The 25706-nt window shown below is 36.1% G+C and carries 22 protein-coding genes and 1 pseudogene; 4 read left to right on the top strand and 19 right to left on the bottom strand.

Translation table 11 applies throughout. The features are described from left to right. Nucleotides 1-119: 119 nt before the first annotated feature. The 10 genes and pseudogenes from purT to tsaE all read right to left on the bottom strand — a co-directional run bounded on the left by purT (nt 120) and on the right by tsaE (nt 10793). The gene (purT, locus tag BQ5209_RS06080; protein WP_085247651.1) at nt 120-1301 is read right to left on the bottom strand and encodes a formate-dependent phosphoribosylglycinamide formyltransferase; all 1182 of its coding nucleotides are present in this window, start codon (nt 1299-1301) and stop codon (nt 120-122) included. 91 nt (nt 1302-1392) lie between these two features. Further along, entirely contained in the window at nt 1393-2691 is a 1299-nt protein-coding gene (locus BQ5209_RS06075) for an adenylosuccinate synthase (RefSeq protein ID WP_085247650.1), read from the bottom strand. A gap of 20 nt (nt 2692-2711) precedes the next feature. Beyond that, the gene (gene hflC, locus BQ5209_RS06070; RefSeq protein WP_085247649.1) at nt 2712-3671 is read right to left on the bottom strand and encodes a protease modulator HflC; all 960 of its coding nucleotides are present in this window, start codon (nt 3669-3671) and stop codon (nt 2712-2714) included. Between the two features lie 10 nt (nt 3672-3681). After that, nucleotides 3682-4902, bottom strand: a complete 1221-nt coding sequence (hflK, locus tag BQ5209_RS06065) for an FtsH protease activity modulator HflK (RefSeq protein WP_085247648.1) — start codon at nt 4900-4902, stop codon at nt 3682-3684. Nucleotides 4903-4925: 23 nt separating this feature from the next. Beyond that, nucleotides 4926-6221 carry a ribosome rescue GTPase HflX gene (gene hflX / locus BQ5209_RS06060; protein WP_085247647.1) on the bottom strand — a complete coding sequence of 432 codons (1296 nt, stop codon included), beginning with the start codon at nt 6219-6221 and terminating at the stop codon, nt 4926-4928. An 18-nt stretch (nt 6222-6239) separates the two neighbouring features. Next, nucleotides 6240-6485 carry an RNA chaperone Hfq gene (gene hfq, locus BQ5209_RS06055; protein WP_085247646.1) on the bottom strand — a complete coding sequence of 82 codons (246 nt, stop codon included), beginning with the start codon at nt 6483-6485 and terminating at the stop codon, nt 6240-6242. 285 nt (nt 6486-6770) lie between these two features. Next, on the bottom strand, nt 6771-7682 hold the full coding sequence (miaA, locus tag BQ5209_RS06050; RefSeq protein WP_085247645.1) for a tRNA (adenosine(37)-N6)-dimethylallyltransferase MiaA: 912 nt from the start codon (nt 7680-7682) through the stop codon (nt 6771-6773). Next, nucleotides 7679-9529, bottom strand: coding sequence for a DNA mismatch repair endonuclease MutL (gene mutL, locus BQ5209_RS06045; RefSeq protein ID WP_085247644.1), 1851 nt, complete (start codon nt 9527-9529; stop codon nt 7679-7681). Before mutL ends, miaA begins: the two co-directional genes overlap by 4 nt. A gap of 20 nt (nt 9530-9549) precedes the next feature. After that, nucleotides 9550-10254 (bottom strand): annotated as a pseudogene (locus BQ5209_RS06040) (N-acetylmuramoyl-L-alanine amidase); the annotation flags it as partial. Between the two features lie 62 nt (nt 10255-10316). Continuing rightward, nucleotides 10317-10793, bottom strand: coding sequence for a tRNA (adenosine(37)-N6)-threonylcarbamoyltransferase complex ATPase subunit type 1 TsaE (gene tsaE, locus BQ5209_RS06035; RefSeq protein WP_370737830.1), 477 nt, complete (start codon nt 10791-10793; stop codon nt 10317-10319). A gap of 130 nt (nt 10794-10923) precedes the next feature. Here tsaE and tusB point away from each other — a divergent pair, with 130 nt between their 5' ends. Next, nucleotides 10924-11205: a sulfurtransferase complex subunit TusB gene (gene tusB / locus BQ5209_RS06030; protein ID WP_085247641.1), complete on the top strand. Its 282-nt coding sequence runs from the start codon at nt 10924-10926 to the stop codon at nt 11203-11205. A 649-nt stretch (nt 11206-11854) separates the two neighbouring features. Then, a complete protein-coding gene (locus BQ5209_RS06025) occupies nt 11855-13336 on the top strand; it encodes a SulP family inorganic anion transporter (RefSeq protein ID WP_085247640.1) in 1482 nt (493 codons plus the stop codon). Between the two features lie 134 nt (nt 13337-13470). Here the strand turns inward: BQ5209_RS06025 and BQ5209_RS06020 are convergent, their stop codons facing one another. After that, entirely contained in the window at nt 13471-14940 is a 1470-nt protein-coding gene (locus BQ5209_RS06020) for a glycoside hydrolase family 32 protein (RefSeq protein WP_085247639.1), read from the bottom strand. Between the two features lie 313 nt (nt 14941-15253). On the opposite strand from BQ5209_RS06020, the gene BQ5209_RS06015 reads away from it, so the two are divergent. Further along, nucleotides 15254-16213, top strand: a complete 960-nt coding sequence (locus BQ5209_RS06015) for a PfkB family carbohydrate kinase (RefSeq protein WP_085247638.1) — start codon at nt 15254-15256, stop codon at nt 16211-16213. Between the two features lie 107 nt (nt 16214-16320). On the opposite strand, the gene ispC is transcribed toward BQ5209_RS06015, so the two are convergent. The 3 genes from ispC to deoC are packed head-to-tail and all read right to left on the bottom strand — an operon-like array spanning nt 16321 to nt 18985. Beyond that, complete coding sequence (gene ispC / locus BQ5209_RS06010) at nt 16321-17499, bottom strand: 1-deoxy-D-xylulose-5-phosphate reductoisomerase (RefSeq protein ID WP_085247637.1); 1179 nt, start codon at nt 17497-17499, stop codon at nt 16321-16323. A 1-nt stretch (nt 17500) separates the two neighbouring features. Next, nucleotides 17501-18262: a DNA-binding transcriptional repressor DeoR gene (gene deoR, locus BQ5209_RS06005; RefSeq protein WP_085247636.1), complete on the bottom strand. Its 762-nt coding sequence runs from the start codon at nt 18260-18262 to the stop codon at nt 17501-17503. 57 nt (nt 18263-18319) lie between these two features. Then, nucleotides 18320-18985 (bottom strand): deoxyribose-phosphate aldolase, encoded by a 666-nt coding sequence (deoC, locus tag BQ5209_RS06000; protein ID WP_085247635.1) that lies wholly within the window; start codon nt 18983-18985, stop codon nt 18320-18322. A gap of 629 nt (nt 18986-19614) precedes the next feature. Between deoC and BQ5209_RS05995 the strand changes: the two genes are divergently transcribed. Next, nucleotides 19615-20490 carry a LysR family transcriptional regulator gene (locus BQ5209_RS05995; RefSeq protein WP_085247656.1) on the top strand — a complete coding sequence of 292 codons (876 nt, stop codon included), beginning with the start codon at nt 19615-19617 and terminating at the stop codon, nt 20488-20490. 98 nt (nt 20491-20588) lie between these two features. On the opposite strand, the gene BQ5209_RS05990 is transcribed toward BQ5209_RS05995, so the two are convergent. From BQ5209_RS05990 to tsf, 5 genes are all read right to left on the bottom strand, one after another. Continuing rightward, the gene (locus BQ5209_RS05990; RefSeq protein ID WP_085247634.1) at nt 20589-21659 is read right to left on the bottom strand and encodes an alpha/beta hydrolase; all 1071 of its coding nucleotides are present in this window, start codon (nt 21657-21659) and stop codon (nt 20589-20591) included. Between the two features lie 69 nt (nt 21660-21728). Then, nucleotides 21729-22934 (bottom strand): MFS transporter, encoded by a 1206-nt coding sequence (locus BQ5209_RS05985; protein ID WP_085247633.1) that lies wholly within the window; start codon nt 22932-22934, stop codon nt 21729-21731. A gap of 449 nt (nt 22935-23383) precedes the next feature. After that, nucleotides 23384-23941 carry a ribosome recycling factor gene (frr, locus tag BQ5209_RS05980; protein WP_065587087.1) on the bottom strand — a complete coding sequence of 186 codons (558 nt, stop codon included), beginning with the start codon at nt 23939-23941 and terminating at the stop codon, nt 23384-23386. Between the two features lie 29 nt (nt 23942-23970). After that, the gene (gene pyrH / locus BQ5209_RS05975; protein ID WP_065587088.1) at nt 23971-24705 is read right to left on the bottom strand and encodes a UMP kinase; all 735 of its coding nucleotides are present in this window, start codon (nt 24703-24705) and stop codon (nt 23971-23973) included. Nucleotides 24706-24824: 119 nt separating this feature from the next. Then, on the bottom strand, nt 24825-25682 hold the full coding sequence (gene tsf, locus BQ5209_RS05970; RefSeq protein ID WP_085247632.1) for a translation elongation factor Ts: 858 nt from the start codon (nt 25680-25682) through the stop codon (nt 24825-24827). Between the last annotated feature and the right edge of the window lie 24 nt (nt 25683-25706).

The raw sequence follows: 25706 nt of genomic DNA, 5'->3' as shown, positions 1-25706 counted from the left end.
TTTAGTTTGCTGTCTCAAGGGTTGCGTATATTACTCACTTCACTCGTATACGTCAACCCCTATTTTAGAAATTTTGTTTTTTTTAAATCGAATGATTGCTTTTTGTGCAAAACAACCAGTTACAAGGTTATTTTTACTTGTTTTACTACATTAATGGCTTTATTAATCGCTTCTTTAACCGTTACCGATTTAGCTAACGCAACGCCCATCCTTCTTGTTCCTTTTACTTCTGGTTTACCAAATAGACGTAAATCAGTTTGTGGCTCATTCAGTGCTTTATCTAAATTAGCAAAGCAGACTTGTTTTGAATCGCCTTCTACTATTAAAACAGCTGAAGCACTTGCACCATATTGTTCAATAATGGGAATTGGTAGTCCTAATATTGCTCTAGTATGTAACGCAAATTCAGATAAATTTTGTGAAATAAGTGTAACCATACCTGTATCATGAGGACGAGGAGAAACTTCGTTAAACCATACTTGATCTCCTTTAACAAATAATTCCACACCAAACAAGCCTCTTCCGCCTAAGGCATCAGTTATTTTGGTTGCAATATCTTTTGCTAAAATTAATGCCTCACTAGACATTTGTTGTGGTTGCCAAGATTCTCGGTAATCACCTTTTTCTTGGCGATGTCCAATAGGTTCACAAAATGAGACGCCATGAATATGCCTGATGGTCAATAATGTCACTTCATAATCAAAATCTATAAAGCCTTCAATAACTACTTTTCCACCACCGGCTCGCCCACCTTCTTGTGCATATATCCATGAAGACTCAATATCTGCTTCGTCTCTTAATAATGATTGTCCTTTGCCTGAAGAGCTCATAACGGGTTTGACTAAACAAGGAAAACCAATTTCTTGGACTGCTTTTCTAAATTCAGTTGCATTTGCAGCAAATCGATAAGGTGAGGTTGGTAATTTTAACTCCTCCGCTGCAAGTCGACGAATTCCCTCACGATTCATGGTTAGTTGTGTTGCTTTTGCAGTTGGAATAACAGTAAATCCTTTTTCTTCCAACTCAATTAGTGTAGATGTTGCAATAGCTTCAATTTCTGGAACAATATAATCTGGATTTTCTGCTTCAATGACTTTTCTTAAAGCATCCCCATCAAGCATATTAACAATATAGGACCGATGAGCAACCTGCATCGCAGGTGCATTAGCATAACGATCAATAGCAATGACCTCACAACCAAACCGTTGCAACTCAATCACAACTTCTTTAGCAAGCTCTCCTGCACCACAAAGTAATACTTTAGTTGAAGTTGGTGATAATGGCGTCCCTAGTTTGGTCATAATTTCCTCTTATTGTTGTGAACTTTTTCTGGCAAACAACATCCTAAAAACAAAAAATCGGGACAATTATCCCGATTTGATTGATGCTAAATTAGTTTTGGTATGGATCGCGTAAAATCATTGTTTCACTTCGATCAGGTCCTGTTGAAATAATATCTATTGGTGTTTCGGTTAACTCTTCAATCCGTTTAATATAAGCCTTAGCTGCTTGTGGAAGAGCGTCATAACTTTTAACGCCAAAGGTTGATTCACTCCAGCCAGGCATTGATTCATAAACAGGTTTAGCTAAACTCCACTGTTCAGCCGCCGCTGGGGCATTTTTAATGACCTCACCATTTGGTAGTTGATAACCAATACAGATCTTCACTTCTTTAAGTCCATCTAGAACATCAAGTTTAGTTAAACAAAATCCAGAAATAGAATTAAGTTGTACTGCTTTGCGAACAGCGACTATATCAAGCCATCCAGTACGACGGCGACGACCTGTTGTTGCACCAAATTCATTACCTTGCTTACAGAGGTACTCACCGGTTTCATCAAATAATTCTGTAGGAAACGGACCGGCACCAACACGTGTAGAGTAAGCTTTAACAATGCCTAACACATAACCAACATAACGTGGACCAAAACCAGAACCTGTAGCAACACCACCGGCTGTAGTATTAGAAGAGGTAACAAAAGGATAAGTACCATGATCGATATCAAGTAATGTACCTTGCGCCCCTTCAAACATAATTCTCTCGCCTTTTTTGCGTGCTTCTTCTAAAAGCGCGGGAATATCGGCAATCATAGCAACTAAAATGTCGGCTATCGCTAATATATTATCTAAAACTTGTTGATAGTCTACTGCTTCTGCTTTGTAATAATTAACTAGTTGGAAATTGTGATATTCCATCACTTCTTTTAATTTTTCAGCAAAAGCTTGGCGATCGCGTAAATCACCAACCCGAAGTCCACGTCGCGCTACTTTATCTTCATAGGCAGGACCAATACCGCGCCCTGTTGTTCCAATAGCTTTACTACCACGCGCTTTTTCTCGTGCTTGGTCCAACGCAATATGATAAGGTAAAATTAAAGGACAAGATTCAGAAATGAGGAGCCGTTCTTTAACAGGAATGCCACTTTTTTCTAACTCATGCATTTCCTTCATTAAAGCATCAGGACATAGCACAACACCATTAGCAATAATACTTATTACATCATTACGTAAAATTCCTGATGGAATTAAATGTAATACTGTTTTTTCACCATTAATCACTAAAGTATGACCAGCATTATGTCCACCTTGATAGCGAACAACATATTTTGCTTTTTCTGTGAGTAAATCAACAACTTTACCTTTGCCTTCATCACCCCATTGTGTACCTAGCACAACAACATTATTACTCATAGATTATTTATCTCATTCAATTATTTATTAGATTTTAATTTCATATATTGAAAAAATTCACTATCAGGACTGATAACCATAATATCATTACCTGTAAAGCTTTGTTCATAAGCTTTTAAACTACGAATAAAGCTAAAAAACTCGATATCTTTACCAAAAGCATCTGCATAAAGTTTAGCGGCATTGGCATCTCCTTCACCACGAATAGTTCGAGATTGGCGTTCAGCTTCGGATAATATCTTTGTAACTTCTAGTGTAGTTTCTGCTCGTATTTCATCTGCTTTTTTAACGCCTTGAAAACGTTGATTTTGTGCAACAACTTTTCGAGCTTCTTTCATCTGCTCATAAATTGAATTAGATATTTCTTGAGGAAAGTTAACTTTCTTTATACGAACATCAATCACTTCAACACCAAAAGATCGCATACTTGTTTTATTGCTTTCGGAGTCTTTTTCAGCTTCACCAATAAGCTTTTCGGTTGATTCGCTTTTAACTAATTCTTGGGCTGTACCATTTAATGCATCTTTTACCCGTGTCATTATAGAATTACGCGAATTATTATTTGTATCATTAATAATATCAATGATATCTAATTTACCAATTTCTGCTCTTAAACGACCATTTAATCGAGCAAGGAGTAAGTTTTCAACACTATTACCACCAGCAATGGTTTCATAGTATCGATTAAAATCAACAATTTTCCATTGTACAAAATAATCAACAACTAAATCTTTATTTTCACGCGTTATGAACTTTTGTTCCCGACCTACATTATCAGAACTATTAGTTGTTTGGATTTTAGCATCAACCACTTTTACGTGATCCATTCCTGGTATTTTAAAATGTAATCCAGGCTCAGATAATCTTATAATTTTATTAAATCGTAAAACGATACCACGCGTTCCTTCTTCAATAACATAGGCACTAGAAAAAAACACACCGATTAAAATAAATACTATAGGGATCAATAATTTGCGCATACTTTTCTCCTTACTTTTCCATAAACCGCGGAGTCCGCGCAGTATTGCTATTTCTACCAGTATTTTTAGTGCTGTTATTAACCTCTTTTGCTAATTCCTGCACTGTCTGAGACTGATCTTTTATCTTTTCAGAAGAGCTTGGCATATTAAAATTATATTCACTATTTGAGTTTGATAAAGTCACGGGATCAGAATTTTTTCCATTTTTATTTTTTAATAACTGTTCTAATGGTAACACCATCAAATTTCCACTTTTATCATTAGCTATAATTTTATTGGTTTTAGTTAATACTCTTTCCATGGTTTCAATATATAAGCGTTCTTTAGTAATTTCTGGTGCTGCTTTATATTGAGGTAAGATTTTTTCAAATCGAGCCACATCACCAGCCGCTTCAAGTTCCACCCTAACTTTATAAGCATTTGCATTCGCTAAAATTCTTGCGGAACGGCCTTCTGCCTGTTGAACTTGTTGAACTTTTTCGGCAGCCGCTTTATTTATTTCACGTTTTTTGTCTTCTCGAGCATTCATTGCATCATTAAAGGCTTCTTGTACTGCTTCAGGAGGACGAGCAGATTGGAAATTAAGATCTACTATATTAATTCCCATATCGTAATTATTGATCACATTAACCAATTCATCTTTGGTTCGTGTTTCTAAAGCTGAACGTCCATCAGTTAAAATGTCATCCATACTTGAGCTACCTACTTCAGTACGTAAAGCACTATCAGCAGCTTGTTGTAGACTATCTTTAACGTTAGTAACATTAAATAAATATTTTACAGGATCGCTGACACGATATTGTACATTCATTTCAACAAAGACTAAATCTTCACCTGTTGTTATCATAAAACCATTTACATTAAAATTATGCGTACCTTGAGTATCAACTTTATACACTTTATCAATTAATGGTGGATTCCAATTTAATCCAGGTTGAATAATTTCAGATTGAACTTGACCAAAGCGAGTAATCACACCGCGTTGACTTTGATTAATAGTATAAAAACCACTTCCCCCCCATACTAGAACAAGTGCAACAAGTATAGAAAGAATAAGTTTGGCTGTATTCATCGGCAATTTAAGCCCTGATGACCCGTTATTATTGTCAAAATTGCCTTTTTTAAAAAGGTCTTTAACTTTATCAAAAAAACCACCATTAGTTGGTTTTTTATTATTATTCCCCCATGGGTCGTTATCTTGTCCGTTATTGCCGGGCTGATTCCACGCCATATTTTATATGCTCCATTTAACAATTAGTTGTTATTTTGCTTATTGGTTAAGTATAACAGATCTGGTTCTTGTTTACAGAGGCGATTCCATTCAATAGAGGGAATTCTCACATCTAGATGAAAACTACCATCCTCATTAATAAATTCATTTTCTACTGCATTTAACTGATATAAACGACTTCTTAGTCTTGCTAAATAAGCAGGCACAATCAAATGGCAAACCTGAATTTGCTTAGCGAGCCTTTCTTTTAAAGCAATAAATAATTGATCCAGCCCTAAACTATTTTGCGCTGAAATCCACACTCGAATTGGCATACCGTTTTCATCCCGATCAATACCTGGCTGTTTACCCTCAATCAAATCGATTTTATTCATAACAAGTAATGTTGGAATTTCATTGGCGTCAATTTCAAGCAACACTTCATCAACGGCATGCATATTATCCAATAAATTAGGATCAGAAGCATCAACGACATGTAATAGCAATGTTGCTTCCTGTGTTTCAAGTAATGTTGCTTTAAAAGCCGCAATAAGATCATGTGGCAAGTGACGAATAAAACCGACCGTATCTGCTAAAACAACTTCACCAACATCCTCAACCAAAATTCGCCGTAGTGTTGGATCTAGTGTAGCAAATAACTGGTTAGCCGCATATACATTAGCATTTGTTAATACATTAAATAGTGTTGATTTACCTGCATTAGTGTAACCAACTAAAGATACTGTTGAAAGATCAGCTTTATTCCTTGATTGGCGATTTTGGTTTCGCTGTTTTTCGACTTTTGCAAGTCTGGACAATATTAACTGGATACGATGACGAATCAATCGTCTATCAGTTTCCAATTGCGTTTCACCAGGACCTCGTAAGCCAATCCCCCCTTTTTGCCGTTCTAAATGCGTCCAACCTCGAACTAATCGAGTCGAAAGATGTTGTAACTGCGCTAACTCAACTTGCAATTTACCTTCATGTGTTCTGGCCCTTTGAGCAAAAATATCAAGGATCAATCCTGTTCTATCAACAACGCGACATTTACACAACTGTTCTAGATTGCGTTCTTGCGAGGGGGTTAAAGTATGATTGACTAAAATAACAGAAGCATCAAGTTGTTTAACTTTTTCAGCTATTTCTTGCGCTTTACCTTCACCAACAAAATATTTGGTTTGAGGTGCTTTTCTTGAGGTTGTTATAATATCGAGAATATCTATTCGAGCAGAAGAAACTAAAACTTCAAACTCCTTAAGATCCTCGATATTATTTTCTTGAGTGAAGAATACATGGACTAATAAGGCAGCTTCACCGCCTTTATATCGCTCAAACAATCAGATTCTCCAGAAATATCAGCTTTCGCCTTCCTCTTCAGGTTGAGATAACAATCCAGAAATAGGTCTAGATGGTACGACTGTTGAGATAGCATGTTTATATACCATTTGGCTTACAGTATTTTTTAACAAAATAACAAATTGATCGAATGATTCAATTTGCCCTTGTAACTTGATACCATTAACTAAATAGATTGATACAGGAATGTGCTCTCGACGAAGCAAATTTAGATAAGGATCTTGTAATGACTGCCCTTTTGACATAAGTTTATCCTTTAATAATAATTATATGAATATAAAGTAAATACATTTATAAGTAAGCAATGTATTGTTACATACGATTTCAAATACATCTTTTGTATCTATCAAAATAACATAAAAAGCGTTTCTCTTGAACCAATCAACTAAAATTTATGCACAAATAACTAATTTTTTAATAAATTTAAACTAAAAAGATAATAAAAATACAAAATATTGATGGTGATGTACATAATTTTACTAATGATACAATTTACAATTATATCATTAAACGCCTATAAAAATTATTTCTTAGAATATTTTTTGGAAAATTGAGTCCATATTATCATTATTTAACCATGTGATAGGTTGCTTCCAACCACGAAGCCAAGTGATTTGTCGCTTGGCTAATTGACGAGTAGCGCAAATGCCCTTAAAAACCATTTCATCATAACTGGTATCACCATTTAAATATTCCCACATTTGGCGATAACCCACACAACGAATAGATGGCAAATTCAAGTGCAAATCAGATCGCAACCTAAGCGCTTTTACTTCATCTTCAAACCCTTGGTCTAACATCTGTAAAAAGCGTTGTTCGATACGGTCATGTAATTGCGCCCGATCTTCGGGCATAATAGCAAACTGCATAATATCATATGGTAATGCTTCACCACCTTCTTTTGTAAGTTCTGTTAGGCTTTTACCTGAGATTAAATAGACTTCTAAAGCGCGATTTAGGCGCTGTGGATCATTAGGATGAATTCTTTCTGCTGAAATTGGATCAATTTTTTTAAGATCTTGGTGGATTGCTTGCCAACCTAATTTATTAGCTTTTTCCTCTATTTGTTCACGAATTTCATAATTGGCAGCAGGAAGCGGTGAAAGCCCTTCAATTAAAGCCTTAAAGTAGAGCATTGTCCCACCAACTAACAATGGAATTCGACCTTTTTTTAGCGTTTTATCAATTTCCACAATTGCATCATGTCTAAAATTAGCAGCAGAGTAACTCTCAGCTGGATCACAAATATCAATCAACTTATGTGGATACTTTTGTTGCTCTTCTTTAGTTGGTTTTGCGGTACCAATATCCATACCGCGATAAATTAGCGCTGAATCGACACTTATAATATCAATAGGATAACGATCGCAAAGCATCATAGCAAATGCTGTTTTACCAGATGCCGTTGGCCCCATTAACGAAATAACTTTTTGTTTATTCATGATAAAATTAATTGAGTTAAAGATTGTATATCAATCGGATATAAAAATGATTCCTGTTGTAACAAATTGATATCCACCTGTTCTAATTGAGCAAGCAACGGAATGACTTTAGCCACACTCCAGTTCATAGCACGACCATCATCACACTGGCTAGCCAACCACGCCGCTATTTGTGTAGGATCTAACACTCCATTTTCTGAATCTGATATAAAAGCAATTAATGCCGGTAATAATTGTTGCCAATTGATAATACGCAACATTTTAGGAACATTTTGCAAATACAATTTTGCTTTATCAATATAAAAATCAAAACCTAAAAAATTCAACTGAGGTTGATAACTAGAAAGAACTTGCTGCTCTTTATGATTAATTAAAATTGTTAATGGGATAAGCAGTTTTTCAGAGTCTTGTGATAATAATTTAATTGCAGTCACTTTTTGCTGAGCAATAGGCAATTTCATCAACATTAATTTTTGCTGATTATCTTCATACTTTTCAAGCAGGGCAATATCAGGATGGATAACCGTTAATACTCGACCAAATTGTACTAATGATGAACTATCAAGTTGCTGTTGTAATGATTGTAGCGGAGTATTTCGTTTAGGAAATAATGCTTCAATAACCGCTTTTTGTGGTGCTGTTATTTTATCTTCCTCTGCCGATAAACATGACTGTTTTTGCTCAATTTGCACTGACTCTTGGGGAGGTGCAACATTAACTAACTCACCATACAATGCATTTTCTTTAGCATAATTGCTTGGTTTTTTCGATAATTGGCTACTTGTTTTATAAGAATTAGCAACCGTTTTTTGATTAAAGATATTCTCACCGGCAGCTTGTCGATTGGGTGTTATGGTTACTTTTTCTTCTGTTACAGATAAATTTGATTCAAGGGCCATCACAATCGCTTGATAAACAAAATCATGAACCAGTCTTGCTTCATGAAAACGGACTTCATGTTTGGCTGGGTGAACATTAACATCAACTTGTTTTGGATCTAATTGTAAAAATACCACATAACTTTGTTGTTCATTCGTACGGCTAATATAAGCCTGGCGCAATGCATGATTAAGTAATTTATCTTTGATGACTCGCCCATTAACATAAAAATATTGCCAATCACTACTTTCACTACTGGTGACCCAACCTTGAATGAGTAAATCATCATGCTGCCAATCTAGTTTTACAGCTTTTTGCATAAAAGATCGTCCACAAACTAATTCGACTCTTTTTTCAAGCGTTGATGAACGATACTGCTTAACGAGTTTACCATTATGTTGTAAATTAAAGGTAACATCAGGACGTGTAAGTGCAATACGCCGAACAAACTCTTCAATATGCATAAACTCAGTTTTTTCTGTTTTTAAAAAACGACGTCTTGCCGGTGTATTATAAAACAGATCAAGTACTTCGACAGTCGATCCTACCGGATGGGCTGCAGGTTTAATCATCGGCTTCATATCCCGCCCTTCAGCATAAACTTGCCATGCTTCCGATTGTTCAACGGTACGTGAAGTTAATGTCAATCTTGCAACTGAACTTATACTTGCTAGTGCCTCACCGCGAAATCCAAGACTAATAATAGCATCTAAATCATCTAACGTACTGATTTTACTTGTCGCATGACGAGCAAGTGCCAGCGCTAATTCATCTTTAGCAATACCGCAACCATTATCACGAATGCGAATTAATTTACAACCACCTTGTTCAAGGTCAATATCAATTTGAGTACTTCCCGCATCAAGGCTATTTTCAACTAACTCTTTAATGACAGAAGCAGGGCGTTCTACCACCTCACCAGCAGCAATTTGATTAGCTAATTGGGGTGAAAGAATATGAATTGTCATTAATGCTGTTCTCCAAATTTTGGATTTTGTTTAACGTAATTTTTTATACCTCGATAGATAGCTTTAGCTATCTTATCTTGATGAGCATTACTACTTAGCAATATTTCTTCACCCTTATTAGAGATAAAGCCCACTTCAACTAAAATTGACGGAATATCAGGTGAACGTAATACACCTAAACTTGCATGCTCTGGGACAGATTTATGTAGCTTTATTGTCCCTTCCATCTCTTTCAATACTTGTTTTGCTAGCTTATAACCGACTTGTTGAGAATAAGAAAATTGTAAATCTAACACCGCTTGGCTTAAATGAGGATTATGATCTTCGCTTAATGCATTACCAGCCCCGCCTAATAATTGTGACTGTTTTTCACCTTGCTCAAGCCAACGACCAAGTTCTGTATCAGCACGCTTAGTTGATAATACCCAAATTGAAGCACCTGTTGCATTCCGATTTGGTGCGGCATCAGCATGAATTGAAACTAATAAATTAGCTCTATTTTTACGAGCAATTTCTGAGCGCTGTGAAACAGAGATAAAATTATCACTGCTACGGGTCAAAATCCCTTTAAAACTGGAATCTTTATTTAGTAAATTAGTGAGCTTTTTAGCGATTGAAAGCGTCACTGTTTTTTCATATAGCTTATTTTTTCCTATTGCCCCAGAATCCTTACCACCATGACCAGCATCAACGGCTATCACAACTTTGGCAGCATAAACAGAGCTACAAAGCAGTAATAACATAAAAAAAGTGATTAGTTTTTTCATTGTCTTTTTATTGTCTATTTCTATTGTGATAAATTAATAATTGCTTGACCTTTTTCGCTTGTTGCTTGCACAAAAGCGGTACGCTCAAATGCTAAATAAGCCAAATGAACTTCAAGATCAGCACTAGGCAAGATACCGTTTGCTTGCTCTGGCCACTCAATTAAACAAATTGCTCGGGATGCAAAATATTCACGAATCCCCATAAACTCCAGCTCTTCTGGGTCACAAAGCCTATATAAATCAAAATGATAAACACAAAAATCATCAAACTGGTAAGGTTCTACTAACGTATAAGTTGGACTTTTTACATTACCTATGTGACCTAATTGTTGTAAAAAACCACGACTAAAAGTGGTTTTACCCGCACCAAGATCGCCAATTAAATAGATAACAATAGTATCATCATGCTTGGACAAATAGTTTAAACACAGCTTGGCAAGTTTATTACCAAACAAAGTAGTTTGTTGTTCATTAGTTAAAATAATCGGTTTCATGATGAATTCTTTGCTCAATAAATAGTCCTTATTATATACTAATAACAATTAAAGATGTACCAACTACAATAACCTTGATTTTGTAAAAAAGTTTCAGGAAATATTCCGTTTAAGTATAAAAAGTGAAAAAATAATGCTACATACTATTTCGACAGCAAATCAATCAGCCATAGATCCACAATTAATATCAGATCAAGATGCCGTATTGTTCTGGCAAAATGGCGTTGTTCTGGCTCTACAAAATAATCCGCTATTAAATGATATTATCAATAAAACCAAATATTGTTATATCATTAATAGCGATATTGAGGCTCGAGGGCTAAGTAAAATTATCGATTCAAGACTCAAAATTATTAATATGCAACAAGCCGTTGAACTTACAGCTCACCATTTTCCACAAATGAACTGGGAATGACCACAGATCATCAGGCTCAACATTGCCTCCTGATCTTTGCCCCCAAAATGAACAAAAATTTACTCTATTATATAGATCAAAACCAGACGACCGTTTCTTAAACATGTATTACTTCGCAGAAACCAATGTTAGGTTGATTTTAATCGTTATTGTTATAGTACGGAATGTTATAGTACGGAATTGACAAAATATAAGAAAAGCAAAGGATATTTTGGGCTAATGTTGTTATTAAAAACTTTTTTCATCCCCATCTCTCATTCTACATGATTATATTACCAAAATAATCAATTTATAGAGGTGAACACTAGCTAATATTTTGGTGTGGGTTGTAATTCCTTACAATGATCTTATTCGAAATAGTGATTGTTAAGTTAAAATTTTTTAATACTGTCAAAATATCATAACCTACAACTATATATTAGGAAATAATCCATTGTACAATGGGTTAAGTTCTATTATTATAAAAAAATATAATTTAATTATGGAGTATAGCTGTGTAGCTTTTTGCGAGTTCTTTCTATCAAGAATTATTATAGTTACTCGCGTGATGCACACAAGTCATATCTTTTCTATCAACTTTTGATAACCTTATAAATGCATTGCTTCACGCTGTAATTTTCTTTTGTTTTTTCAGTGGTGATTAAATTCAATGCAATCTTTACATAAACAATGGTTTTCCAATATCAAAAATGATGTTCTATCGGGCATCGTTGTAGCACTTGCCCTTATTCCTGAAGCAATTGCTTTTTCTATTATTGCCGGTGTTGACCCTAAAATGGGGCTATATGCGGCTTTTTGTATAGCGGTTATTACTGCTTTTGCCGGAGGTCGCCCGGGTATGATATCTGCCGCTACCGGTGCAATGGCGCTAGTGATTGCTGGACTGGTTAAAGCACATGGGGTTGAATATTTGCTTGTTGCGACAATCTTATGCGGTATTTTTCAGATTATTGCCGGTTTTCTTCAATTAGGGAACTTAATGCGCTTTGTTTCTCGTTCTGTGGTAACAGGTTTTGTTAATGCATTAGCCATCTTAATTTTTTTAGCACAACTTCCTGAGCTAACCAATGTCACATGGCATGTCTATGCAATGACCATTGCTGGGCTTGGCATAATTTATCTGTTCCCTTATATCCCCAAAGTAGGAAAAATGATTCCTTCACCACTACTTTGCATTCTTATTCTTACCGGTATCTATATGTATTTTGGCATGGATATACGCACGGTGGGTGATATGGGTACATTACCCACTAGCTTGCCTACATTTTTACTGCCCAATGTTCCTTTTAACCTTGATACCTTATTGATTATTCTGCCTTACTCTCTTTCATTAGCCATTGTCGGCTTATTAGAATCAATGATGACCGCAACCATTGTAGATGATATTACCGATACACCGAGTGATAAAAACCGAGAATGCAAGGGGCAAGGTATTGCCAATATCGTGACAGGATTCTTTGGCGGTATGGCTGGATGCGCGATGATTGGGCAATCAATTATCAATATGAAGTCTGGCGGACGAACGCGTCTATCCTCATTTATAGCCGGAATTGTACTTTTATTATTAGTTGTTTTTTTACAAGACTGGGTAAGCCAAATTCCAATGGCTGCGTTAGTAGCTGTGATGATCATGGTTTCCATAGGAACCTTTAGCTGGGACTCGATTAAGAACCTTAAATCGTACCCACTTTCAACCAATATTGTGATGCTGGCAACTGTAGTTGTCGTTGTATTTACCCATAACCTTGCTTATGGCGTATTTGTTGGGGTATTACTGGCATCACTGTTTTATGCCAATAAAGTCGCTCATTACCTACAAATTCAAACTGAGCAACCCAGCAAGGAACAACGTATTTATACCGTGTATGGACAAGTATTTTTTGCTTCTTCTACCAAATTTATTAGCTCATTTGATTTAAAAGAAGTTGTACAAAAGGTAACAATTGATCTTACCCACGCACATTTTTGGGATATAACCGCTGTAGCAGCTTTAGATAAAGTGGTAATTAAATTCCGCAAAGAAGGGGCACAGGTGGAAGTGTTAGGGCTAAATAAAGCCAGTAGTACAATTGTAGACCATTTTGGCGTTTATGATAAACCCAAGGCGAAACAAACACTAAATAATCACTAAACCAATAGGTAATAAAAAATAGCTGCATTGATAGTTTTACTATCATGGCTTATTGGTTGTGATTATGTGGAATGAAACAATAAAAATACAGATTTTAAAACGAAAATTCACTGCCAATAGGCAGTGAATAGACATTACGCATAAATAGGCTGCAATTGCCAACTTTCCAATTTTGTCACTTTCGCTTTTCCGTTTTCAGCAAAGAGGTTGATAACTCGCTTGGCTGGTAATTGCGGGTAAATACGACTAGTGAGACTATACAAATCATCATTAACAAAAACCTCGACAGATGAGGCATCAACAAAAATATGCAAAGTTAGCTTATCTGTTTTTGGTAGCGGTACGCTACGATAACCGGTTAATTCAAGACCGGATAAACTGCGATCAAGTATAATTCGCTCGGATTGTAAATCAACATATAGTAATGTTGCTTGTTTACCATCTTCTGTGGCTGCAAGCTGCAAACCAAAACGTTCAGCATCGCTTTCTTTTAAATCAAATTCAACATTAAGTTCGCAACTAATGGATTGAATATTAGTGGGTTTAAGTTCACTACTCAGCATTATTTCACCAAATGATTTTGATTCTTGGCGCAATGCTTTAAGCTCTTTAATCGGACGATTTCGCACTTTATTATCTTGATCTAAAATGAGTTCACGCGGTAGCGTAAATGCACCAGCCCATTTATCTTTTTTGCTTGGCATCGAAGACTGCCACATATCCATCCAAGCAAACACAATACGACGCCCATCGGCCGCAAGAAATGATTGCGGTGCATAAAAATCATGCCCAAAATCCATCTCTTGAAAAGGTTTAACCATTGAAAATTGTTGCCCAGGTTGCCAGTTACCCACAATATAGCCCGATTGAAATAGATTGCGATACTGATAGCCTGCTGCTTTCATGCCCTGCGGTGAGAACATCAAAATCCATTTATCACCCAGCGGAAAAAAGTCAGGGCATTCAAGCATATAAACATCAGGATCGATATCACTTACTACGACATGATCAAATATCCAATTTTTTAAGTCATCTGAACAATAAAGTAATACTTGCCCCACATCATTTAGTGTTCGTTGACCGACCACCATCCACCATTTACCATCTTGTTGCCACACTTTAGGATCGCGAAAGTGCATAATGCCATTTTTTGGCGTAAGTACTATCCCTTGCTTTTCAAAGTGAATGCCATCTTTGCTACTTGCCAGGCATTGGACTTGCCGAATCTGCTCATCATTACCTTGACCTGCTAACCAAAGATGACCTGTATAAACTAAACACAATTCGCCATGATTATTAACAGCAGATCCCGAAAAACAACCGCTTTTATCAAATTCTTGATCAGGGGCAATTGCGATTGGTAATCTATGCCATGTAACCAAATCATCACTAACGGCATGCCCCCAATGCATTGGACCCCAGTTTTCATCGTAAGGATGATGCTGATAAAAAACATGATATTGACCGTTAAAGTAAATCAAACCATTAGGATCGTTCATCCAACCGGCTAAGGGTGCTAAATGAAAATGTGGATAGTACTGTTTATTCATCACTTTTTCTAACGCTTCAACAGCTTGATTGGCTTTATCAATAGCAGTAGACATACAAACCCCTTTTTTATCCAATATTAGATACCTTTATCAGATAGTATCTTAATTTAATTGTTAACGTTAACCATTAATAAAGTTAGCGTTAAAATATGTGATGATAGTCACACATTTTTAATGTTAACAATGAATTTTTTGCCAAATGATTTAGTCTATAAAAACTTATTAAAAAATAACCATCATTAATTCAACAATAAATTAAACATCAATGACTTTATTAAAAAGCAAAAAGATGACGTATTTTATAAAGCTTAGCGGTAATCTTTTTTATGTTAGATTACCTTAGTCACTAATTATAATCGAGTAAAAAATGAATAATACTAAAGTTTGGTCTCTTGGAGATGCCGTTATTGATTTATTGCCATTTGGTGATATGAATTATAAAGCTTGTGCTGGCGGCGCACCTGCTAATGTCGCAATTGGTATTGCAAAATTGGGTCTACCCTCCGCTTTTATTGGCCGTGTTGGGAATGATCCCTTTGGTCATTTTATGGAAAAAACGTTCCTTGAATATCATGTGGATTGCCAAAGCCTTGAAAAGGACGAACACTATAAAACAAGTACTGTTGTTGTTGATTTAGGTCAAAATGGGGAGCGGAGTTTTACTTTTCTTGTTTCACCTTCTGCTGATCAATTTTTGTCTCAGCAAGCGATACCTGATTTTAACCAAGATATTTTACATTTTTGCTCTTTGGCACTCGTTGGTCACACTTGTCGGCAAACGCTTAAAACCGCCATTGAAAATCTTACCGCTAAAAATGGATTAATTAGCTTTGATGTTAACTTGCGTGAGCAGATGTGGGCAAATAAAGATGAAATGCGCACAACTATTACTCATTTTTGTCATGATGCCGATATCCTTAAACTATCAGATGAAGAATTATTTTGGCTCACGCAATGCAATGACTGGCATGAAGCATTAAGTAAACTACAACAGCACTATAAAGCACCATTAAAGTTAATCACTAAAGGTAAAGATGGCAGTATTGTATTATGGCAAGGTAAAACATTTTCTTTTGATTCGTACCAAGTAAATAGTATAGATACCACCGGTGCGGGTGATGCCTTTGTAGCAGGGCTACTTAGTAGTATTGCTTCATCAGGAATGCCTGAAGATAAACTCATGTTAGAAAGCATGATGACAATAGCTAGTGCTTGCGGTGCCCTAGCGACAACCCAAAAAGGCGCGTTAACAGCACTACCCGATAGCACATTTTTACAATCATTTATTAGCGATAATCCAACATTAACGGCTAAACAAATCGCTTAGTCAAGAAAAGCATGAATAAGGGCAGCCAACCACATTTTCAAAATAAAATTATGCTCAGCTGCCCTTATTGCCTATTTAACTCACTGTTTATAAAAATCAAATCACGTTTAGTGCTCGCCACATTGCGATCTTGCCCACTGATCAATTATAAAAACTTCGTCAATGGTGGTTGGCTCAGGAAAAGCTAATTGATCTAATACTTTTGCTACATTTTTGGCAATATCCATAAAACCAATTTTATGTTGCAAAAATGCTTCTACCGCAATTTCATTCGCTGCGTTAAGTGCCGTTGTGGCAGCTTGCCCTTGATTGGACGCTTCTATTGCCAATTTTAAACAAGGATAACGATTAAAATCAGGCTGTTTAAACGTTAAAGCCGAAATTTGACAAAAATCCAAAGGTGGTACATTGGATGGAACACGATCGGGATAAGACATGGCATAAGCAATAGGTGTGCACATATCAGGCACCCCCAGTTCTGCCACCACGCTACCATCTTGATAACGTACCATGGAGTGAATAATCGATTGCGGATGAATAATAATTTCCATTTCGTCAGCACTTGCATTAAATAACCAACGTGCTTCGATATACTCAAGTCCTTTATTCATCATGGTTGCCGAATCCACAGAAATTTTTTTACCCATCGACCAGTTAGGATGTGCAACCGCTTGCGCTGGCGTAACCGATGCAAGCTTATCTATTTCCCAATCGCGAAATGGTCCACCAGAACCCGTTAAAACTATTTTAGTAATACCCTGTTCAGCCAAATTAGCAAAACCTAAATTATGCTGTACCGTCATTGGCAAACTTTGAAAAATCGCGTTATGTTCACTATCTACCGGTAACAGCTCAGCGCCATACTCTTTAACTGCTTGCATAAACAGATGCCCACAAGTCACAAGTGATTCTTTATTGGCAAGTAAAATACGTTTACCTTTTTTAATTGCCGCAAGGGTTGGTTTTAGCCCAGCAGCACCAACAATAGCGGCCATCACTTGCTCGACTTCGGGCAACTGCGCTAAATCACAAATGGCTTGCTCACCGCTTAACACTTCAATATCCAATTTTAGATTGGCAAGATTTGCTCTTAGCTCATCAGCTGCTTGCTCTGTTGCCATGGCAACATATTTAGGCTTAAATGACAAACATTGCTCAGTCATTTTGGCTACATTATTGCCACCCACTAAGGCATATGCCTTAAACAGATGTGGATTTTGAGCAATAACCGCTAGCGTACTGCAACCAATTGAACCAGTCGACCCTAAAATTGTGATATTTTTCATATTAATACATCAGTTTTATATTATGGTTATTGAAAAAAGAGATAAATTCCTTAGTGGGGGCTTTATCAGTAATAATTTGATTAAACAGCGTTAATTCACTAATCAAAGCCGGTTTAACTTGACTAAATTTAGTATGATCGGCAATCAAAATACGCAGGTCAGATTGTTTCATGGCTTGCAACTTCATATCAAGTTCATCAAAATGATAACAAGTAACTCCTCGTGATATATCAACCCCAGCAGCGGAAATAAACGCTTTATTTGGGCAAATCGAATTTAATTGGCAATGCTGTCCAATAGAGGTAAAAATAGCATTATTAACCTGATAATAGCCACCACATAAAATTGTCTTACAATTAGGTTTATTTTGTAATGCTAAAAATGCGTTTAATGAATAGCAGATAGCGGTAAAGGTTATTTCATCATCAATAGCATCAATGATAAAAGGGATTGTGGTACCGCAATCAAAAAAGACGGTATCATTTGCATAAACAAGTTTGCTGGCTAGTTTAGCAATATGTAGCTTTTCGTTAACTTGTTTATCTTGCTGATCTGAAACAAAATATTGCGTTGCTTGATAACGAGCTTCACTAACAATATAACCGCCTAAAACCGTTAATGATGTAGGAATATTATTTAAATCTCGTCGAATAGTCATTTCTGAAACCGCTAACAACTTAGCCGCCTGTTTTAAATGAACCTTATCTGTTTTTTTTAAAATTTGAATCAGGTCATTAATTCTTTTTTGCGATTGCGTTTCCATTCAGATTCCATCAATATCAATAAGCGACATAAAGTCGCTTATTGATAAGTTTATTGATTAATAACTGCTTGATGATGTGGTATCACCCGATACAATAGCAATGCCTGCGCTTGCACCTAAACGCGTTGCACCTGCTTGAATCATTTTTTCAGCGGTTGCACGATCGCGAATACCACCCGATGCTTTAACACCCATCTCTTTACCTACAGTGTCGCGCATTAATTTAACATCCTCAACAGTTGCACCCGACACGCTAAAGCCAGTTGATGTTTTCACAAACGCAACGCCAATTTCTTTACAAATAGTACAAACTTTGACAATTTCTTCTTTGGTTAATAGACAGGTTTCTAAAATAACTTTTAATGGCACAACGCCACAAGCTTTAAATACTGCTTCAATATCATGTTTAACCGCATCGAAATCATTGCTTTTTAACCAACCTACATTAATAACCATATCGATTTCTTGAGCGCCAGCTTTAACCGCCATTTCGGTTTCGAACGCTTTAGCGCTAGTGAGCATGGCACCAAGTGGAAAGCCAACCACCGCACACACTTTTACATCACTGCCATTAAGTAAGCTTGCCGCTAAAGGTACATAGCCTGAATTTACACAAACCGAATAAAAATGATATTCCTTAGCTTCATCACAAAGCTTACGAATTTGATCTTCTGTCGCATTCATTGCGAGTAAAGTATGATCAATATACTTTGCATAATTCATAACGAGATCCTTAAAATGTCTTTGTAATAATGTTTAATTAAATATTGTTAGTATGTAAATAAATAGAGATGTTATAAAAATAACAAATATAGCTAAATGTTGTTATTTTTATAACATTATGGCGAAATTGTTTGAAATAGTACAGATAAAAATCTGTGTTTGAGTTTTAGGCTTTTTGTGAAATAAGTAACATTTATGTCAACGCTTAGGTTTCGGCAAATTTTGATACCGGAATGAGACAAAGAAATAAGCTATTGTTTTTTTGTTAAAAAAAACAAAAAACTTTAATAAAATCAATATCTTTTCTGACCTATTTTTGGCAGAAAATCAGGCCTTTTTGGGGTGGAGGATAGAATGAATTAGCCGCGGTGGTTTCGGACGTTTTGAACTTTAGTGGACAAAACGTTCGAAACCTTGCCGTACTATATATACCAATTAACTCGCTCGGCAATACTGAGCAGTAATAAAGAGTAACCTATCCAACTTAAGTGATTTGTGATAAAACATCTGATGATTTTTAAAAGATTATGTTAATAATGAAAAGTAGGCACACTTCATTTTCTGACATAGCATCTTTTAAATATAAAATAACAAGAATTGTTAAACAAGAATGATGGGAAAGGAAAATGATAGATATAAAAATTTTACGTTATTTTCTTGCGCTTGCTAAAGAAGAAAGTATTACCGCTGCCGCTAACCATTTGCATTTAACTCAACCTACCTTATCTCGTCAGCTCATGGAGTTAGAACAAACGCTTGGCACCCCCCTATTTATTCGCGGCAGTAGACGAATTACCTTGACCGATGAAGGAATACGATTACGTAAACGTGCCGAGGAGATACTGGAACTTGTGCATAAAACAGAAGAAGAGTTTCAAGCACCCAACGAAAGTATTGGCGGTGATATTTATATTGGTTGTGGTGAAACCGATGCAATGAAGTTGGTAGTAAATGTTATTAAATCAATGCAAGATGTATACCCTCATATCCGCATCCATATTTATAGTGGTAATGCAAATGATGTCACCGAACGTATTGATAAGGGATTACTTGATTTTGGTGTGTTAATTGAACCAACTCATCTAACAAAATATGAATCATTGTGCCTTCCTCAACAAGATACGTGGGGAGTATTGATGAGAAAAGATTGTGCGTTGGCAAACCTTGCGGTCATTTCTCCATCTGATTTATGGTCATTACCACTGATTGTTTCCCAACAAAAATATGTTAGTGATAGCATTGAACAATGGTTTAAACGAAACTATGACAAATTAAATATTATTGCAACATATAACTTAATATTTAATGCCGCATTAATGGTTGAACAACATATTGGGTATGCCTTGTGTTTAGATAAACTGATTAATACAGCGGGCGATAACCCGCTTTGTTTTAAACCGTTATATCCAAAATTAAAAGTGGATGTGAATATTGTCTGGAAAAAATATCATGTATTTTCTAAAGCTGCTGAACTGTTTTTAAAACAGCTAAAAGAAAATTTTTGATATTCATCTGCTATTTTATAATGATGAGCAAAAGTAAGGGAGCAACATAAATTCTTACTCCCTTTGCTATGGGACAACATTTCATTAAAAATTAGTGGCTATTTTAAATGCGTTTTAAAAAAGGTTGTTAATTTATCAAAAGGGATTAAATCGATTCGATCATAAAGATCAACATGCCCAGCTCCTTTTACATAATAAAGTTCTTTCGGTTCTATCGCGCGGTTATAAGCGTCTTCACTGAACTCTTTAGAATGAGCCTGATCACCTGTGATAAATAACATTGGTCGTGGTGAAATGGTATCAATATCGTTAAATGGATAGAAATTCATAAATTTTACATTACTGGTTAATGTTGGATGAGTCGTTAGTTCTGGCGTTGAACTTGCAGGCGTATATTCACCACGAGGCGTACGATAAAAATCGTAAAATTCATGGGCAATTGGACCATCTTCTGGTTTGAGTTGCCCTTTATTAACCGTACCACTTGTATATAATGTCTGCCCCCCAGAAAATTCAACATAACGTTGTTCTGCCGCCTGTTTAATAATCTGCTTTCGCTGTTCAAGTGTTAACGAGTGGTGAAGAGCATGGCGATTGGCTGACCCCATATCATACATACTTACCGTCGCAATGGCTTTTAAACGTGGATCAATTTTAGCGGCACTAATAACAAAACTACCACTACCACAAACACCAATTACGCCAATATTGTGACGATCCACAAAAGTTTGAGTACCTAAATAATCAACTGCCGCACTGAAATCTTCTGCATACATATCGGGCAATACAACATTACGTGGCTGCCCCTCACTCTCGCCCCAAAAAGATAAGTCAATGGCTAATGTAATAAAGCCTTGTTCAGCCATTTTAGTCGCATATAAATTGGCACTTTGTTCTTTAACTGCACCCATTGGGTGTCCAACAATAATGGCTGGATATTTATTTTTTGGATCAAGCGTTTTAGGCATAAACAAATTTCCAACCACGTTCATTTTATATTGATTTAGAAAACTCACTTTTTGCATAGTGACATTATCGCTTTGATAAAAATTATTCGCATTATTAGACATATCGGCTCCCATTACTGATGGTGATAAAAATAACCCAAAAAGACTTAAAAAGACGATTAAAGCAGTGCTATCTTTGAAATAAAATAAAACCTTTTTCATTAATGTGATCCCTTTAATAAGTAAATGTTAATTCGATATTATCAAGCAATAAATAGTTAAAAATTATTACTATGCAATACGATTTCCTGTTACACGAGTAAATAATCGAAAACAGAGATGAGTTAATATCAAGGCACATAAAAAAATAAGTGCAGCACTAAAAAATATGCCTAGTATCCCTTGATGATCAAAGATGATTCCTCCCATTGCCGCTGCCAATCCAATAGAAAACTGAATCGCCGCAACAGATAATCCACCCATCATTTCGGCTTTATCAGCAAGTGTACGTACAATCCAAGTAGACCAACCCACCGGAATAAAACCAAACATAAATCCCCAAGCAATAACAAGTAACATGTTGAATGTTATATTTTTATCGATAAACATTAAAATAATAGCAAGCATCAATAAAATAAAATGAATGACTATCATCGTTATTTTAAATTGTTTACCCATCACAAAACCCGCAATAACGGTGCCAATACAATTAGCAATGCCAAATAGAAGTAAAAGCGTAGAGAGAGTTTTTGTTTTTAAGGCAAGATTATGTTCTAAAAATGGTCTTAAATATGTGAAAAATATATGATATCCCCCATAACTAAATATCGTGGCTACTATTCCTATCGTTATCCAGCTTTGTTTTAAGAGAAAAAACATATTGTTAAAACTATTACCTTGCTGTGCAGGTAAAGTAGGCAATGCTATAAATTGCCAAATAAAGGCAATAGCCCCCAGTAATGCCGATAACAAAAAGATATTTCGCCAACCAATCAGATTGCCTAAATAGCTTGCTAATGGTAGCGAAATAATCGTTGCCACTGAAACACCAGCATAGATAATGCTTAATGCACGAGATATATCTTTTGCCGGTACAAGTTGTAGCGTTACTGCTGAAGCCATAGACCAAAAGCCACCAACACATATCCCCAATATGCAGCGCCCTATCAATAGAATGATATAATTAGGGGTAAATGCGACCAATATATTAGCAATCACCAATAAAATAGAGAGCGTTAATAATACTAACCGCCTATTTATTTTTTTTGTTAATGGCGCCAAAGTCAAACTTGCAATAACAGCAAAAATACCCACAGCAGTGACCGTTTGCCCTGCCATTCCTTCAGTAATATTTAATGTTAGTGCAATAGGCGTTAACAAACTAATAGGAATAAACTCAGCCACAATAAGACTGGTTACCCCCATAAATAAAGAAAAAACAGCAGACCAATGGGATGTTTTTTCTGGTTCTGCCTGACACGATAATAGTGTTTTCATGACATAAACTACCTTTTATTCAACTAGCTCCATAGCGGCATTAACGTTGAAACCTTGGTCAGTAAAATGCCTCTAAACCAAAAACCAACTTATCTATATAGATAAAATCAGAGCGGATAAAACAAGCAGAAATAGTTTAAATAGCTAACTTCAAAAAAGTATAGGCACTTCATCAATCTATGTAAAATACTTATATTTTATAGTTATATATGCCTTAAAAGCATAAATTGTTTTTTGTAATTTAGATTGAATTATATTTTTTATAAAATAATTCATATAGTTAAACATTTACATTGAAAGGTTTGTTGTGAAAATTGATTTTTAGATTACGTATATTTTGCGTGTTGTATTTTATAGCTATTCACTTCAAAATTAGAAAACTATTGGAATAAAAAACGCTCTGCTTTATAAAACAGAGCGTTTGGAAGGAAAGGGAAAAAGTAGAAGAATTAGAATTCCATTAACTCTTTTTCTTTATCGGCAAGCACTGCATCTAATTTTTTAATTGCGGCATCTGTCGCTTTTTGGATTAAATCTTGTGCTTTACGCTCATCATCTTCTGAAATTTCTTTATCTTTTAGTAACGCTTTTATTTGATCGTTGGCATCACGGCGAATATTACGGATAGATACTCGACCTTGTTCCGCTTCGTTACGAACAATTTTAGTCAAATCACGACGGCGTTCTTCTGTTAATGGTGGCAATGGTACACGAATAACGGTACCTGCTGATGCTGGGTTTAACCCTAAATCAGACGTTAAAATTGCTTTTTCAATAGCAGGAGTTAATGATTTATCAAATACTGTGATAGCTAGCGTTCTTGCATCTTCAGCAACAATGTTAGCTAGTTGACGCAGTGGCGTTGGGCTGCCGTAATATTCAACCATAATACCATCTAATAAGCTTGGTGATGCACGACCTGTTCGAACTTTAGAAATATGATTTTGAAACGCATCAATGCTTTTTTCCATGCGCGTTTGCGCTTCTTTTTGAATCTCGTTTAACATAATAAAAGCCTTATTTAAAATAAAGATAATTAACTGGTTACTGTTGCCTTGTTATTAATTAATGTCCCTTCTTGTTCACCTAAAATAACACGACGCAAGGCTCCAGGTTTATTCATATTAAAGACACAAATGGGTAGATTATGATCTCTTGCTAATGTGAATGCAGCTAAATCCATCACTTTAAGTTCATCATCAAGCACTTTATCATAACTTAATGTTTTATAAAGTGTTGCTGTTGGATCTTTAACAGGATCGGCTGAATAAACACCATCAACTTTGGTGGCTTTTAAAACAACATCAGCTTCAATTTCAATACCACGTAAACAAGCTGCTGAATCGGTGGTGAAAAAGGGATTGCCTGTACCAGCAGACAAGATAACCACTCTACCATGACGGAGCAAGCTAATTGCTTCAGTCCAGCGATAATCATCACATACACCATTTAACGGAATGGCTGACATTAAACGGGCATTAACTTCAATTCGGTGCAGCGCATCGCGCATCGCAAGACCATTCATAACAGTTGCCAGCATCCCCATGTGGTCGCCAACAACACGGTTCATCCCTGCTTTAGCAAGCCCTGCACCTCGAAATAGATTACCACCCCCAATAACAACAGCAACTTGAACATTCATTTCAATCAATTCTTTAATTTCTTGCGCCATGCGATCTAGAACGGTCGCATCAATACCAAAACCTTCGTCGCCTTGTAGTGCTTCGCCACTGAGTTTAAGAAGAATACGTTTATAGAAAGGGGTCACCATATTGAAGTCTCACTATTTCGTTGTTTAATTACTCAAGAAGCTAAAAAATTAACCTGTAGTAATTTTAAAATATTTTGTAGATAAACAAAACCGCCTTAACGGCGGTTTTTATGAAACAATTAAGATTGTTTCGATATTGCAGCAACTTCAGCTGCAAAGTCAACTTCGACTTTTTCAATACCTTCACCCACTTCAAAACGGATGAATGAAGCAACTGCTGCTTTTTTCTCTTTTAATAAGTCACCAACTGTTTTAGAAGGATCCATAACAAATGGTTGACCTGTTAGTGATACTTCACCTGTGAATTTACGCATACGGCCTTCAACCATTTTTTCAGCGATTTCACGAGGTTTACCTGATTGCATTGCGATATCGATTTGAATGTTACGTTCATGTTCAACCACATCAGCTGGAACATCGCTTGGATCAACATATTCTGGTTTGCTGGCAGCAATGTGCATTGCAATATGTTTAACTAATTCATCATCAGCACCATTAGCTGCAACTAATACACCAATACGCGCACCGTGTTGGTAACTACCCACAACATCACCAGCGATTTGAGCGACGCGACGGATACCGATGTTTTCACCAATTTTAGCAACTAACGCTGTACGTTCTTCTTCAAACTTAGCTTGCAGTGCAGCAATATCGCTAGTGCGATCAGTTAATGCTGCTTCAGCAACTTTATCACTAAATGCTAAGAAGCCTGCATCTTTCGCAACAAAGTCTGTTTCGCAGTTTACTTCTAAGATAACACCAAATTTTTTATCAGCAGAGATTTTAGAAATAATGACACCTTCAGCCGCAACACGACCCGCTTTTTTAGCGGCTTTTGCTTGACCTGATTTACGCATGTTGTCAATTGCAAGTTCGATATCGCCATTAGCTTCAACTAATGCCTTTTTACATTCCATCATACCTGCGCCAGTTCTTTCGCGCAGTTCTTTTACCATAGAAGCGGTAACTTCAGCCATTTTTTAATCCTCTATTTAACCATT

The sequence above is a fragment of the Gilliamella mensalis genome, assembly GCF_900103085.1.
GTDB classification, from domain to species: Bacteria; Pseudomonadota; Gammaproteobacteria; order Enterobacterales; family Orbaceae; genus Gilliamella; species Gilliamella mensalis.
This window is presented reverse-complemented; position numbering and strand designations above follow the sequence as displayed.